At 64.1% G+C, this 14,533-nt stretch carries 10 protein-coding genes; 7 read left to right on the forward strand and 3 right to left on the reverse strand.

The annotated features are described in order from the left end of the window. Positions 1 to 3 precede the first annotated feature (3 nt). From RBR52_RS01370 to ompA, 3 genes are all read right to left on the reverse strand, one after another. Positions 4 to 876 carry a cytochrome c oxidase assembly protein gene (locus RBR52_RS01370; RefSeq protein ID WP_320375381.1) on the reverse strand — a complete coding sequence of 291 codons (873 nt, stop codon included), beginning with the start codon at positions 874 to 876 and terminating at the stop codon, positions 4 to 6. A 303-nt stretch (positions 877 to 1,179) separates the two neighbouring features. Further along, a complete protein-coding gene (locus tag RBR52_RS01375) occupies positions 1,180 to 2,538 on the reverse strand; it encodes an aspartate aminotransferase family protein (RefSeq protein ID WP_413818276.1) in 1,359 nt (452 codons plus the stop codon). Positions 2,539 to 2,697: 159 nt separating this feature from the next. Then, positions 2,698 to 3,378 carry an outer membrane protein OmpA gene (gene ompA / locus RBR52_RS01380; protein WP_320375382.1) on the reverse strand — a complete coding sequence of 227 codons (681 nt, stop codon included), beginning with the start codon at positions 3,376 to 3,378 and terminating at the stop codon, positions 2,698 to 2,700. A gap of 458 nt (positions 3,379 to 3,836) precedes the next feature. On the opposite strand from ompA, the gene gyrA reads away from it, so the two are divergent. The 7 genes from gyrA to rpsA all read left to right on the forward strand — a co-directional run bounded on the left by gyrA (position 3,837) and on the right by rpsA (position 14,532). Beyond that, positions 3,837 to 6,428 carry a DNA gyrase subunit A gene (gene gyrA, locus RBR52_RS01385; protein ID WP_320375383.1) on the forward strand — a complete coding sequence of 864 codons (2,592 nt, stop codon included), beginning with the start codon at positions 3,837 to 3,839 and terminating at the stop codon, positions 6,426 to 6,428. Positions 6,429 to 6,434: 6 nt separating this feature from the next. Then, on the forward strand, positions 6,435 to 7,538 hold the full coding sequence (gene serC, locus RBR52_RS01390) for a 3-phosphoserine/phosphohydroxythreonine transaminase (RefSeq protein WP_320375384.1): 1,104 nt from the start codon (positions 6,435 to 6,437) through the stop codon (positions 7,536 to 7,538). 6 nt (positions 7,539 to 7,544) lie between these two features. Further along, positions 7,545 to 8,642, forward strand: a complete 1,098-nt coding sequence (gene pheA / locus RBR52_RS01395; RefSeq protein ID WP_320375385.1) for a prephenate dehydratase — start codon at positions 7,545 to 7,547, stop codon at positions 8,640 to 8,642. 73 nt (positions 8,643 to 8,715) lie between these two features. After that, positions 8,716 to 9,846 carry a histidinol-phosphate transaminase gene (gene hisC / locus RBR52_RS01400; protein ID WP_320375386.1) on the forward strand — a complete coding sequence of 377 codons (1,131 nt, stop codon included), beginning with the start codon at positions 8,716 to 8,718 and terminating at the stop codon, positions 9,844 to 9,846. 4 nt (positions 9,847 to 9,850) lie between these two features. Further along, a complete protein-coding gene (locus tag RBR52_RS01405; RefSeq protein WP_320375387.1) occupies positions 9,851 to 10,765 on the forward strand; it encodes a prephenate dehydrogenase in 915 nt (304 codons plus the stop codon). Next, positions 10,758 to 12,743: a bifunctional 3-phosphoshikimate 1-carboxyvinyltransferase/cytidylate kinase gene (locus RBR52_RS01410; protein ID WP_320375388.1), complete on the forward strand. Its 1,986-nt coding sequence runs from the start codon at positions 10,758 to 10,760 to the stop codon at positions 12,741 to 12,743. The genes RBR52_RS01405 and RBR52_RS01410 overlap by 8 nt, the downstream gene beginning before the upstream one ends. Positions 12,744 to 12,816: 73 nt before the next feature. After that, on the forward strand, positions 12,817 to 14,532 hold the full coding sequence (gene rpsA / locus RBR52_RS01415; RefSeq protein WP_320375389.1) for a 30S ribosomal protein S1: 1,716 nt from the start codon (positions 12,817 to 12,819) through the stop codon (positions 14,530 to 14,532). The last annotated feature ends 1 nt before the right edge of the window (position 14,533 follow it).

Genomic DNA, 14,533 nt, shown 5'->3' on the forward strand with positions numbered 1-14,533 from the left:
GGGTCAAACCGTGGGAGGTACGGCAGGTGAGGCCGCAGCAACGACGTGTTTGTTCGAGCGTGTCTTGAGGCGGCCGCTCTCCGAAAGCCGCATCCAGCTGCGCAGAGCGATCATGCTGGCCAGGATCATGGGGAAGGAGCCAGGAATCCACAGGATCAGGCCACCGAGATGCTGATCGGTTAAGGGATCGAGGCTCAGCGCGCGTCCGCAAATTTCGTAGATCGGGTAATAGTCGGTCATGCTCAGCGCCAGGATGGCGCCCCACACCATCGTCGGCAGCATGGCCACCAGGGGCAGGAAAACGCGCTTACCGGGTGAAAGGTGGGCAGGCGGATTGGGGCGGGTATCGAGCACCAGCCACCAGAACAGAAGGCCATCGAGCGCCATGCTCCAGTTCATCAGCCGGTAAGTCGGCGCATTGAGCATGACGAAGGGATGGAAAGACGGAATGAGCCACAGCAAGGCCATGCCGCCAAACAGCAACGCAGCAAAGTAGGGGTTGAACAGCACGAGCTTGAGACCCCGCACGACGGCGTTGCGCTGAAACGGCTTCAGCCAGCGCACCCGCACGCCCACGGGAATGCCGGCCCGCAGAGGAGCGAGCGGATAACTCCACATGATGAGCAGGGGAGCGAAATCGTGCAGCGAAATCTGCTGCGAGATATGCACGAAGAACTGGTGTTCGGCGTAATAGTCCCAGCGGGTCTGGAATGCCTGCCACATCAGCACCCAGCCCAGCCAGAACCGGATCTGGCGCGAGGCAGAAACCTTTCGCCTGCGGCAGCCGCGCAGATAGAGAACCGCCCCGGTCGCCAGCAGGGCAAGGGCCGCAGGAGACGGTTCCCAGGGAATGAACCAGCGCAGCAGGGAGTCCATGTGTGGAAGCGAAAAAGAAAGCGTCATTCGCAGCAATGAGCGCACTTTAACGCGCGCCGACGGTTTCCAGGACGTGACGGCGACAAGACATGAAAAACCCGGCGCTAGGAGCCTGTCGGGCTTGGGGCGTCGATAGCGAAAAGCGGCCCCGCCGAGGACAGTTTTTGCCGATTTCGCCGGGCAATAGTTTGACTATTGCCCAAGAAAGCAGTGAAAAATGGACCGGCGAGGCCGTTTTGCAGCCGACGTTCCCCAAGTCCGAGAGGCTCCTAGGCCGGGTCGAGCGAGTGGGCGATGCGGGAATCAATCGAGGGTGCGCAGCACGTCGCGCAGGGTAGACATGATCTGATCGATCTGGCCGCGTTCGATGATGAGCGGCGGCGACAGCGCAATCGTGTCTCCCGTGTACCGCACCAGCAGACCGCGCGTGTAGCAGCCGACGAACGCCTCATAGGCTCGCTTGCCTGCTGCGCCAGGCCGCGGCTCCAGTTCGATGGCGCCGATCAGCCCGATATTGCGCAGGTCTTTGACGTGCCGCACGTCGCGCAAGGCGTGCAGCGCTTCCTGCCAATAGTGCGCAATGCCCTCGTCGTGCACGCGGGTGAGCAGTTCGTCGCGCTGGTAAATCTTTTGCGCCGCGACGGCAGCGGCCATCGCCAGAGGATGGCCCGAATAGGTGTAGCCGTGGAAAAATTCGACGGCGCCGTCCGGGGATCCGTTCACCACGGTGTCGTAAATGCCATTGCGCGCGAACACGGCGCCCAGCGGCACTGCGGCATTGTTCACCGCCTTGGCGGTGGTGATGAGATCGGGCGTGACCTTGAAATACTGCGCGGCGAACGGCGTCCCCAGGCGGCCATAACCGGTGATCACCTCATCGAAAATCAGCAGGATGCCGTATTTGTCGCATATCGCGCGCAGCCGCTCCAGATACCCCTTGGGCGGCACGAGCACGCCGGTCGAGCCGGCCACCGGCTCGACGATGACCGCGGCGATATTGCTTGCATCATGCAGCGCGACGAGGCGTTCGAGATCGTCGGCAAGATGCCCGCCCCATTCCGGCACGCCGCGCGAAAACGCCTGATGCTCAGGGGCGTAAGTGTGCGGCAGATGGTCCACATTGGGCAGCAGCGAACCACGGAAGGTCTTGCGGTTCGCCACCATGCCGCCCACCGAAATGCCGCCGAAGCCCACGCCGTGATAGCCGCGCTCGCGCCCGATGAACAGCGTGCGCGTGCCGTCGCCACGTGCGCGGTGATAGGCCAGCGCGATTTTCAAGGCCGTATCCACGGACTCGGAGCCGGAATTGGTGAAGAACACCTTTTTCAGATCGGCAGGGGCGATCTCGGCCAGCAGATGGGCCGCCTCGAACTGCAGGGGGTGGCCCATCTGGAACGAAGGGGCATAGTCCATCTCCTGCGCCTGATGGGCGATGGCTGCGCTGATCTCCGGACGGCCGTGACCGGCGTTGACGCACCACAGCCCTGAAGTGCCATCCAGAATCTGGCGGCCATCGTGTGAGCGGTAGTACATCCCTTGCGCGCTGACGAGCAATCGGGGGGCGGCTTTGAACTGTCGATTGGCGGTGAATGGCATCCAGAGCGGGTCCATCGACGGCAGCTCGGTGTTTCCATCAGAATGCCGAAGTTCGGCTTGATCCATGATTTCTCCTGTGAACGGGACAGTGTGAGGCCCGGATGTTTTGGTGTATGGGCGCCTCAAATATAGCGAAGGCGCTGCTTGGATCGATGCCATGCCCAAAAAGAAAAGCCCCGCAGGGCGGGGCTTTTGGGGTGGAATAGTCAGACAGTAAGGCGCGGCTTACTTGGTGACCATGTGAGTGCCGACCACTTCGACCACGGTACGACGGTTGGGGGCCTGGCATTCGACGCGTTGCTTGAAAGTGCCCTTGCAGGTCTTGGGATCGACGCGGAAGTCGGTCTTGCCCTTGCCTTCGACGTAGATCTTGTCAGCCGGAACGCCCTGGCTCACCAGGTAAGCCTTCACCGCTTCGGCACGGCGGACGGAGAGCTTCTGGTTGTAGGCCACGGTGCCGAAGCTGTCGGTGTAGCCGGTGGCGATCACGACCTCCAGGTTGATGGCCTTGATCTTGCCAGCGAGATCATCGAGTTTTTGCTTGCCGGCTGGCAGCAGAACAGCCTTGTCGAACTGGAAGAAGGTATCGGCGTTGTAGGTGACCTTTTCGCTCACAGGCACGGGGGCAGGAGCCGGGGCCGGCGCGGGAGCCGGGGCCGGCGCGGGTGCCGGGGCGGGTGCAGCCTTCGCTACGACGGGCAGGCCACAAGCTTCGCTCGAGGCGGTCGCCGGGGTCCAGAAACCGTCCTGCCAGCACAGCTTGTTGTCGCCGTTCATCCAGGTCAGACCATACGGGTCTTGCCAGTTGTTGATGCTGCGTGCTTCACCGGCATGGGCAACGGCCAAGGAAGACGTTGCAATAACCGCTGCCGCGAACATTTTTGCGATTTTTTGGGGGTGGATCATGTTATTTCCTCTCGGTCGTTGATCGTTCATCGCAGCCAGAACTGCTTGCTGCCATGATAAGCCATGATATGCGGCGGGAGGTCTATGAAAAGAGCCATTGCGACTTGAATTCGCTTGCGCTCCCCAACCCGACATCCCGCGCATGCATTCATTACGAGTACTGCTAGTAAACCCGCAATGATTTTGCCACAGCGTCTGTGACGATCAAACGTAGAAACGATTCGTTTACAGTCTGGCGCCATAGGCGGATACGGATGTTGCTATTTCGCAACGCCGGCATGGGTTTTTCCGTCAGGTCTTTTCGATATCCCTGCTTTTGCGCTGAAACCAGTCAACGAAATCGGGGCTGCTAACATCATTCGTTTCATTCATCCGGGTGTTCCATGGGCGGAGCCCGGTATGGTCGGGCCGAACCGCGCCATTGCGACCTTTGATCTCTCGCTGCAAAGCCCTCACTCATGTCCGTTTTTGCCAAAGAAACCCTGCCGATCAGCCTGGAGACGGAAATGCGCCGCTCCTACCTCGATTACGCGATGAGCGTGATCGTGGGGCGCGCATTGCCCGATGTGCGAGACGGCCTCAAGCCGGTGCATCGGCGCGTGCTGTATGCGATGCACGAGTTGAGCAACGCATGGAACCGTCCTTACAAGAAGTCGGCGCGTATCGTCGGTGACGTCATCGGTAAGTACCACCCGCACGGTGACCAGTCGGTGTACGACACCATCGTGCGCATGGCGCAGGATTTCTCGCTGCGCTACATGCTGGTCGACGGCCAGGGCAACTTCGGCTCGGTGGACGGCGACAACGCAGCGGCGATGCGCTACACCGAAATCCGCCTGTCGAAGATCGCGCACGAAATGCTCGCCGACATCGACAAGGAAACGGTCGATTTCGGGCCCAATTATGACGGCTCCGAGCAGGAGCCGCTGCTGCTGCCCGCGCGGCTGCCCAATCTGCTGATCAATGGTTCGTCGGGCATCGCGGTGGGCATGGCCACCAACATCCCGCCGCACAACCTGGGCGAAGTGCTCGACGCCTGTCTGCACCTGCTGCGCCATCCCGAGGCGACGATCGAAGACTTGATGGAGCGCGTACCCGCGCCCGACTTCCCGACGGCGGGCATCATCTACGGCACTTCCGGGGTGCGAGATGCCTATCGCACCGGGCGCGGCCGGGTGGTGATGCGGGCGCGCTGCCATTTCGAAGATCTCGAAAAGGGCCAGCGTCAGGCCATCATCGTCGACGAGCTGCCCTACCAGGTCAACAAGCGCACGCTGCTCGAGCGCATCGCCGAGCTGGTGCAGGAAAAGAAGATCGAGGGCATCAGCCACATTCAGGACGAATCCGACAAGTCCGGAATGCGCGTGGTCATCGAGCTCAAGCGCGGCGAAGTGCCCGAGGTGGTGCTCAACAACCTGTACAAGCAGACGCAGTTGCAGGACACCTTCGGCGTCAACATGGTCGCGCTGGTGGACGGCCAGCCGCGCTTGCTCAATCTGCAGCAGATGCTCGCGGCCTTTTTGTCGCACCGCCGCGAAGTCATCACCCGCCGCACGGTGTATGACTTGCGCAAGGCGCGCGAACGCGGCCACGTGCTCGAAGGCCTCGCGGTGGCGCTGGCCAATGTCGACCGCATGATCGAACTCATCAAGGCCGCGCCCACGCCACCTGTTGCGAAGGAGCGTCTGCTGGCGCAGGTCTGGGAGCCGGGCGAGGCGCGCGCCATGCTGTCGCGCGTCGAGGGCGACATCACCCCGTTCCAGCCTGACGATCTCGACCCGCGCTACGGCCTAAAACCCGACGGCTATCACTTGAGCGAGACGCAGGCGCAGGAGATCCTGCAGATGCGGTTGCAGCGACTGACCGGCCTGGAGCAGGACAAGATCGTCGGCGAATACAAGGAGGTCATGGAGCAGATCGCCGATCTGCTCGACATCCTGGCCAGACCCGAGCGCATGACCGAGATCATCGCCACCGAAATGGGCGCGCTGCGCGCCGAGTTCGCCGATGCGCGCCGCTCGCACATCGAGGTCAATGCCTATGACATCGATGTCGAAGATCTCATCACCCCGCAGGACCTCGTGGTCACCATCTCGCATTCGGGCTATGTCAAGAGCCAGCCTCTGGCGGAATACCGGGCGCAGCGCCGCGGTGGCCGGGGCAAGCTGGCCACGGGCACCAAGGAAGACGACTGGATCGAGCAATTGTTCGTGGCCAACACCCACGACATGCTGCTGTGTTTTTCCAATCGCGGCCGGGTGTACTGGATGAAGGTATATGAAGCGCCGATGGGCGGACGCGGCTCGCGCGGCAAGCCGCTGGTCAATCTGTTCCCATTGCAGGCGGGCGAGAAAATCACCACGGTGTTGCCGGTCAAGGCCTTCGACGAGCAGCACTACGTCTTCATGGCGACGGCGCGCGGCACGGTGAAAAAGACGCCGCTGTCGGCCTTCGCCAACCGGCGCACCGCGGGCATCATCGCCGTCGCGCTCGATGACGATGATTACCTCATCGGTGCGGCCATCACCGACGGCCAGCACGACGTCATGCTGTTCTCGGATGCGGGCAAGGCGGTGCGTTTCGACGAAGCCGATGTGCGCCCGATGGGGCGCGAGGCGCGCGGGGTCCGCGGCATGCAGCTCGAGCCTGAACAGGCCGTCATCGCCCTGCTGGTGGCCGAGGACGAAACCCAGAGCGTGCTGACCGCCACGGAAAACGGCTACGGCAAGCGCACGCCCATCACCGAATACACCCGTCATGGCCGCGGCACCAAGGGCATGATCGCCATCCAGACTTCGGAACGCAACGGCAAGGTGGTGGCTGCCTGCCTGGTGCGAACCAGCGATGAAATCATGCTCATCACCGACACCGGCGTGCTGGTGCGCACCCGGGTGGAGGAAATCCGCGAAATGGGCCGCGCCACGCAGGGCGTCACCCTGATTGCGCTGGACGCCAAGGCGCATCTCATCCAGGTGCAGCCGGTGGTCGAGGCCGAGGGCGACGAGGAGCCGTCTGCGGCGGACGGTAGCGGCGACGCAGCAACGGAGTAAATCAGCATGGTCAAACCACGCCCCTACAACTTTTCCGCCGGGCCGGCAGCGATACCCGAGGAGGTGCTGCAGCAGGCGGCCGACGAGATGCTCGACTGGCACGGCAGCGGCATGAGCGTGATGGAAATGAGCCATCGCGGCCCGCAGTTCGAGTCCATCATCGCGCAGGCCGAAGCCGATCTGCGTGAATTGCTGCAGATCCCGGACGACTACGCCGTGCTGTTCATGCAGGGCGGGGCGATTGCGGAAAACGCCATTATTCCGCTCAATCTTTCGCGCGGGGCCAAGGCCGACTATGTGGTCACGGGAAGCTGGTCGCAGAAAAGCCAGCTCGAAGCCCGCAAGTATTGCGACGTGCACCTGAGCGCCAGCGCGCATGACGACCAGGGCTACGGCAGCATTCCCGACAACGCCGCCTGGAGCATCCGTCCCGACGCGCAATACCTGCATGTCTGCACCAACGAAACCATCGACGGCGTGGAGTTTCACTTCGTGCCCGACAGCCACGGCGTGCCGCTGGTGGCCGACATGTCCTCGCACCTGTTGTCGCGCAGAATCGATGTGTCGCGCTATGCCTGTATCTATGGCGGGGCGCAGAAGAACATCGGCCCGGCCGGTCTGACTCTGGTCATCATTCGGCGCGATCTGCTGGGTCATGCCCTGCCGCATTGCCCCAGCGCCTTCGATTACGCCGTGGTGGCGGCCAACCACTCCATGTTCAACACCCCGCCCACCTACGCGATCTACATCGCCGGGTTGGTCTTGCAGTGGATCAAGCGCCAGCGCTTCGAGGGGCTGAGCGGATTGGCCGCCGTGGAGTCGCGCAATATCGCCAAGGCGCATCTGCTGTATGACGCGCTCGATGCCTCCGAGTTGTACGAGACCCGGGTTGCGCGTGACTGCCGCTCGCGCATGAACGTGCCGTTCCATCTGCGTGATACCGCCCTGAATGCCGCCTTCCTGCAAGGCGCGGAAGGCGCCGGGCTGCTGCAGCTCAAGGGGCACAAGTCGGTCGGCGGCATGCGGGCTTCGATCTACAACGCCATGCCGCTCGAAGGCGTGCGGGCGCTGGTGGATTACCTGAAAGACTTTGAAAAACGCCACGGCTGAAATCCGATGAGCCAAGATCCCCGAGATGAGCTGAGCCCCTGGCGCGACCAGATCGACGCCCTCGACAAGCAGATCCTGGCGCTGCTCAATCAGCGTGCAGAAGCCGCGCAGAGAATCGGCCACATCAAGCAGCGGCTGAACCTGCCGGTGTTCCGTCCCGAGCGCGAACGCCAGGTGATCGAAAGACTGCACGAACACAACACCGGGCCGCTGCGCAATGACGGCGTGAGCGCCATCTGGCGTGAAGTCATGTCCGCCTGCCGTGCGCTGGAGGCGCCGCAGCGCGTGGCCTATCTCGGCCCGGCCGGCACGTTCAGCGAGCAGGCGGCGCGGCGGTTCTTCGGTGCGAGCGCCCAGGGTTTTCCGTGTGCCACCATAGACGACGTGTTCCGCAGCTACCTCAGCGGCGAAAGCGAATTCGCCATCGTGCCGGTGGAAAACAGCACCGAGGGCGCGGTGGCGCGCAGCATGGATCTGCTGCTCGCCCATCCCGTGCATCTGTGCGGGGAGGTGAGCCTGCCGGTGCGGCATTTCCTCCTGCGGTGCACGCCCGATCTGCAGGGAATTCAGACGGTTGCCGCGCATCCCCAGGCGCTGGCGCAATGCGCGGGCTGGCTGCGCGCGCATCTGCCCGATGCCGAGATTCGGCCGGTATCGAGCAATGCCGAGGGCGCCCGGCTGGCTGCGCAAGACGCCAGCATCGCCGGGATTGCCGCCGAGTCGACCGCGGTGCTGTATGGCCTTCACATCGCCGCCCGCGCCATCCAGGACGAGGCGCAGAACACCACGCGCTTCGTCGTGCTCGGCGCGGCGCAGCCCGAACCGACCGGCGCCGACCGCACCAGTCTCATTCTTTCCGTGCCCAACCGCGCCGGCGCAGTGTACGACCTGCTCAAGCCGCTGGCCGAACACGGAGTCAGCATGACGCGATTCGAATCGCGCCCTGCCCGCTCGGGGGAATGGGAATACGCTTTTTACATCGACGTCGAAGGGCATCAGGATGAGCCGCAGGTGGCGGCCGCATTGCGGGAATTGCAGTCGGTCTGCGCCATGTACAAATGCCTGGGCTCCTACCCCATCGACAAAAAACCGCGCGAGAACTGATCGCAGCGCACGGCAGCACGGTTTTCCGCCTCAGTGACCCGCCATACCGCAGAACCCCCCTGAAAGTTTCACCATGTCAGAACACCAAGCCAAGCCAGCCCGCTGGGGCGCCGACTATGTCCAGGCCATTTCGCCCTATATCGGGGGCAAGCCCATCGCCGAAGTGGCCAGGCAGTTCGGTCTGCAGCCCGAGCGCATCGTCAAGCTGGCCTCGAACGAAAACCCGCTGGGCATGTCGCCCAAGGCGCGGCAGGCCATCGTCCAAGCCTTGGCCGACAGCCCGCGCTATCCCGACAACGACGGCTACGCGCTCAAGCAGGCGCTGGCGCACAAACTGGGCGTGTCCGCCGAATGGATCACCCTGGGCCACGGATCGAGCGACCTGCTGGAAATGGCCGCACGCGCCTTGCTGACCGATGCCGATGCCGGCCTGTATTCGCGCTACAGCTTCATCGTCTACACCCAGGCGGTGCAGGGCGTGGGAGCGACGCACCAGATCGTGCCCGACCGGGATTTCGGACACGATCTGCCCGCCATGCTGGCCGCGATCACGCCGCAGACCAAGCTGATTTTTGTGGCCAACCCGAACAATCCGACCGGCACCTTTTTGCCCGCGGACGAGCTGCACGACTTTCTGCGCCAGGTGCCGCCGCACGTCGCCGTGGTGCTCGACGAAGCCTATGTGGAATACATCCAACCCGATCTGCGTTATGACAGCATGGCCTGGGTGCGCGAGTTTCCCAATCTCATCGTCTCGCGCACTTTTTCCAAGGCTTATGGCCTGGCCGGCCTGCGCATGGGCTACGGCGTGTCGCAGCCTGCGCTGACCGACGTGCTCAACCGCGTGCGCTCGGCCTTCAACACCAGCACCCTGGGGCAGGCCGCGGCCCTGGCTGCTCTCGACGACCAGGGTTTCATCGAGCAGGCCTATGCCGTCAACCGCGCTGGGCAGGCGCAATTGGCCGCGGCGTTCGATGCGCTGGGCCTGCGCCACGTCCCGTCGCAAGGCAATTTCATTCTGGTGAAGGTGGGCGAAGACGCCGGTGCTGGCGCCCGGGTCAATCTGGCGCTGTTGCAACGCGGCGTGATTGCCCGCCCGGTGGACAACTACGGTCTGCCCCAGTGGTTGCGCATCTCCGTCGGCACCGAGGAGGAGAACGCCACCTGCATCGAAGCGTTGCGTGCTCACTATGCCGCAAGCTGAGGCCATGGACACCTTGATCGGCGACGAAGCCTCTGTGCAGTTCGAGCGCCTGGCCATTCTGGGCGTCGGGCTCTTGGGCGGCTCCTTCGCCCTGGCGGCGCGCCGCGCCCGGCTCGCTCGGCGCATCGTCGGTTACAGCAAGTCGCCCACGACCACCCGCACCGCACTGGAGCGCGGCGTCATCGACGAAGAGGCCGACTCGGCCCTGCGCGCCGTGCACGGCGCTGATCTCGTGCTGCTGGCGGTGCCGGTGATCTCGACCGGCGACTTGCTCAAGCAGTTGCGGCACGGCCTGGAGCCGCACGCGCTGGTGATGGACGTGGGCAGCACCAAGGGCAATGTGGCGGCGGCGGCGCAATCGCAGTTGGGCTCACGCCAGAGCCAGTTCGTGCCCTGCCACCCGATTGCGGGCAAGGAAAAAAGCGGGGTGCTGCATGCCGAAGCCGGTTTGTTCGACGGCAAGCGCGTGGTCATCACGCCGCTTGCGGCCAACAGCGACAGCCTGGTGGACATCGCCACCCAGGCCTGGGAATCCATCGGCGGGGTAGTGTCGGTGATGTCGCCCGAAGCGCACGATGCGGCCTTCGCCGCCGTCAGCCACCTGCCGCATCTGCTGGCCTTCAGCTATGTCTATGCGCTGTCCAGCCAGCCGCAGGGCAGCGCCTTTCTGCAACTGGCCGGGCCGGGGTTCCGCGATTTCAGCCGCATCGCCGGGGGCGACCCGTCGATGTGGCGCGATGTGCTGCAGGCCAACCGCGACGAAGTGCTGCGGCAACTGCAGTTCTACAAACAGGCGCTGGCGGGCTTCGAGGCGCAGATTCAGCAGGGCAACTGGAGCGCGGTCGAAGCCTTGATTCGCCGCGCCAGTCAGGTGCGCCAAGGCTGGGACGCTCCGATGGGGAGCGATGAGGATGCCTGAAGTTTTGCCGGAATTTCTGGATTTGCCGCCGCTCATCGGCGCGGGTGGACGAGTCGTCTTGCCCGGTTCCAAGAGCATATCCAACCGCGTGCTGCTGCTCGCCGCGCTGGCCGAGGGGCAGACCGAGATCACCGGCCTGCTCGATTCCGACGATACCCGCGTGATGCTTGCGGCACTGCAGGCGCTGGGCATTGCCGTGCAGCGCGACGGCAGCACCGCGCGCGTGCAGGGCGGGGCGGGGCGCTTTCCGGCCGCGCAGGCCGATCTGTTCATGGGCAACGCGGGCACCGCGATCCGTCCGCTCACGGCTGCGCTGGCGCTGCAGGGAGGAGACTACCGGCTGCACGGCGTGCCGCGCATGCACGAACGCCCGATCGGCGATCTGGTCGATGCGCTGCGGCGGTTCGGCTGTGCAATTCGCTACGCCGGGCAGGAGGGTTATCCGCCGCTGCACATCGGCGCCGGCAGCTTTCGACTGAGCGGTGACGTGGCCGTGCGCGGCGACGTCTCCAGCCAGTTCCTCACCGCCTTGCTGCTGGCGCTGCCGCTCAAGGCGAGCGATCACGACATCGCCATCACCGTGCAGGGCGAACTCATTTCCAGGCCCTATATCGAGATCACCCTCAAGCTGCTGCGGCGTTTTGGCGTGCAGGTGCAGCGCAGCGGGTGGGAGCGGTTCGTCATTCCCGCGGGCAGCCGCTTGCGCAGCCCCGGACGCATCGCCGTCGAGGGCGATGCCTCGTCGGCCTCCTACTTCCTGGCGGCGGGCGTGCTCGGTCAGTTGCACGGCAAGGGCGCGCCGGTGCGGGTGCAAGGCGTGGGGCGCGACAGCATTCAGGGTGATGTGGCGTTTGCGCGCGTGCTCGAAGACCTCGGCGCCCAGGTGCGCTGGGGCGAGGACTTCATCGAAACCGACGGCCTGCAAGCCGGGTTGACCGCGCTGCGCGGCGGTGACATCGACTGTCTGGCCATTCCCGACGCCGCCATGACCCTGGCGATGACCGCGCTGTTCGCCGATGCGCCGACCACGCTGACCGCCATTGGCAGTTGGCGCGTGAAAGAGACGGATCGCATCCACGCCATGGCCACCGAGTTGGCCAAGCTGGGGGCGCAGGTCGAATCCGGGGCGGACTGGCTGCGCGTGTACCCCTTGCCCGCCGCGCAATGGCACAGCGCCGCCATCGCCACCTACGACGATCACCGCATGGCGATGTGCTTTTCGCTGGCCAGCTTCGGCAACGCCGACATCCGCATTCTTCATCCGGCTTGCGTGGCCAAGACCTACCCCGGCTATTTCGACGACTTTGCCCGCATCGCCCGGCCCGTGCCGGTCATCGCCATCGATGGCCCGACCGCCTCCGGCAAGGGCAGTATCGCCAGTGCTGTCGCGGAGGCCTTGGGCTTTCATGTTCTCGACTCGGGCGTGCTCTACCGCCTCACCGCCTGGGTAGCCTTGCAACAGGGCGTGCCGCTGGACGACGGCGCCGCATTGGCGCGCTTGGCGGCCGAGCTGCCGGTCACCTTTGCCGAAGACCGCATCGTGCTGCACGGACAAGTCTTCGATGCGGCGCAACTGCGCACCGAAGCCGTGGGACAGGCCGCCTCGACCATCGCCGCCGTACCGTCGGTGCGCGACGCGCTGTTCGCCCTGCAGCGCAGCTTTCGCCGTGTGCCGGGACTCGTGGCTGATGGGCGCGACATGGGCACCGTCGTCTTTCCCGACGCGCAGCTCAAGGTCTTCCTCACCGCCAGCGCCCGCAGCCGCGCCGAGCGTCGGTATAAACAATTGATTTCACAAGGGATTCCCGCTATACTTTCGGACGTTTTTGCGGAGCTTGAAATGCGCGACGCACGGGATGCCCAGCGCGCCGTGGCGGCTCTGAAGCCCGCAATGGATGCCAAACTGCTGGACAGCACCGACCTGAGCCTTTCGCAAACGGTTGAAGCAGTGCTGGCGTTGTGGCGTCAACAGGCCTGAACGCGCGCCCTGCGCGTTTTCAGTTTTTTCTCCCCAACCCCACGGTCTTTCGTGGTCTGAAGGTCTTAACTCAATGTCCTCTGTGTCCCCAAGTGCGGCGTCTTCCGCTGCTTCCAACGAGTCGTTTGCCGCACTGTTTGAAGAATCCCTGCAATCGCGCGACATGCGCGCCGGCGAAGTCATCACCGCCGAAGTCGTCGCCGTCGATCAGAATTTTGTCGTCGTCAACGCCGGGCTGAAGTCCGACGCCTACATCCCCATCGAAGAGTTCTACAACGATCAGGGTGAAGCCGACGTTCATGTCGGCGACTTCGTCTCGGTCGCCATCGATGCGCTGGAGAACGGCCGCGGCGACACCGTGCTGTCGCGCGACAAGGCCAAGCGCCTGGCCTCCTGGCTGGCGCTGGAAAAGGCGCTCGAAACCGGCGAATTCGTCGAAGGCACCACCACCGGCAAGGTCAAGGGCGGCCTGACCGTCATGGTCAATGGCATCCGCGCCTTCCTGCCTGGATCGCTGCTCGACACCCGCCCGGTCAAGGACACCACGCCCTACGAAAACAAGACGATGGAGTTCAAGGTCATCAAGCTCGACCGCAAGCGCAACAACGTGGTGCTGTCGCGTCGCGCCGTGGTCGAGGCCAGCCAGGGTGAAGAGCGCGCCAAGCTGCTCGAAACCCTGCAGGAAGGCGCGCTGGTCACCGGCGTGGTCAAGAACATCACCGACTACGGCGCCTTCGTCGATTTGGGCGGCATCGACGGTCTGCTGCACATCACCGATCTGGCCTGGCGTCGTGTGCGCCACCCCAGCGAAGTGGTCACCCCGGGTCAGGAAGTCACCGCCAAGGTGCTCAAGTTCGACGCCGAGAAGGGCCGTGTGTCTCTGGGCCTCAAGCAGATGGGCGATGACCCGTGGCACGGCGTGTCGCGCCGTTATCCGGCAGGCACCCGCCTGTTCGGCAAGGTCACCAATATCGCCGAGTATGGGGCTTTCGTCGAGATCGAGCCGGGCATCGAAGGCCTGGTTCACGTCTCCGAAATGGATTGGACCAACAAGAACGTCGCCCCGAGCAAGGTCGTGCAACTCGGCGACGAGGTCGAAGTGCAGGTGCTGGAAATCGACGAAGACCGCCGCCGCATCAGCCTGGGCATGAAGCAGTGCCGCCCCAACCCCTGGGACGAATTCGCCGCCAACCACAAGCGGGGCGACAAGGTCTCCGGCCCGGTCAAGTCGATCACCGACTTCGGCGTGTTCATTGGCCTGCCCGGTGGCATCGACGGCCTCATCCACCTGTCCGACCTGTCGTGGAACGACACCGGCGAGTCGGAAGTGCGCAACTACAAGAAGGGCCAGGACGTCGAGGCCGTGGTGCTGGCCATCGACATCGAGCGCGAGCGCATTTCGCTGGGCATCAAGCAGATGCTCGACGATCCGTTCATGTCGTTTGCCGCGCTGAACGACAAGGGCAAGATCGTCCAGGGCACGGTGAAGGCGGTCGACCCCAAGGGCGCGACCATCGATCTGGGCAACGACATCGAGGGCTATCTGCGCGCTTCCGAGATTTCACGCGAGCGCGTCGAAGACGCCCGCAATGTGCTCAAGGAAGGCGATCAAGTCTCGGCCGTGGTCGTCAACATCGATCGCAAGACCCGCAACATCCAGTTGTCGATCAAGGCGAAAGACGCCGCCGAGCAGCAAGAGGCGATGGACCGTCTGGCGGGCGACACCCGCGATGCCGGCACCACCAACCTCGGCGCTCTGCTGCGCGCCAAGATGGACAAAGGCTCCTGAT

It is taken from the genome of Thiomonas sp., from assembly GCF_034007205.1.
Lineage (GTDB): Bacteria > Pseudomonadota > Gammaproteobacteria > Burkholderiales > Burkholderiaceae_C > Thiomonas.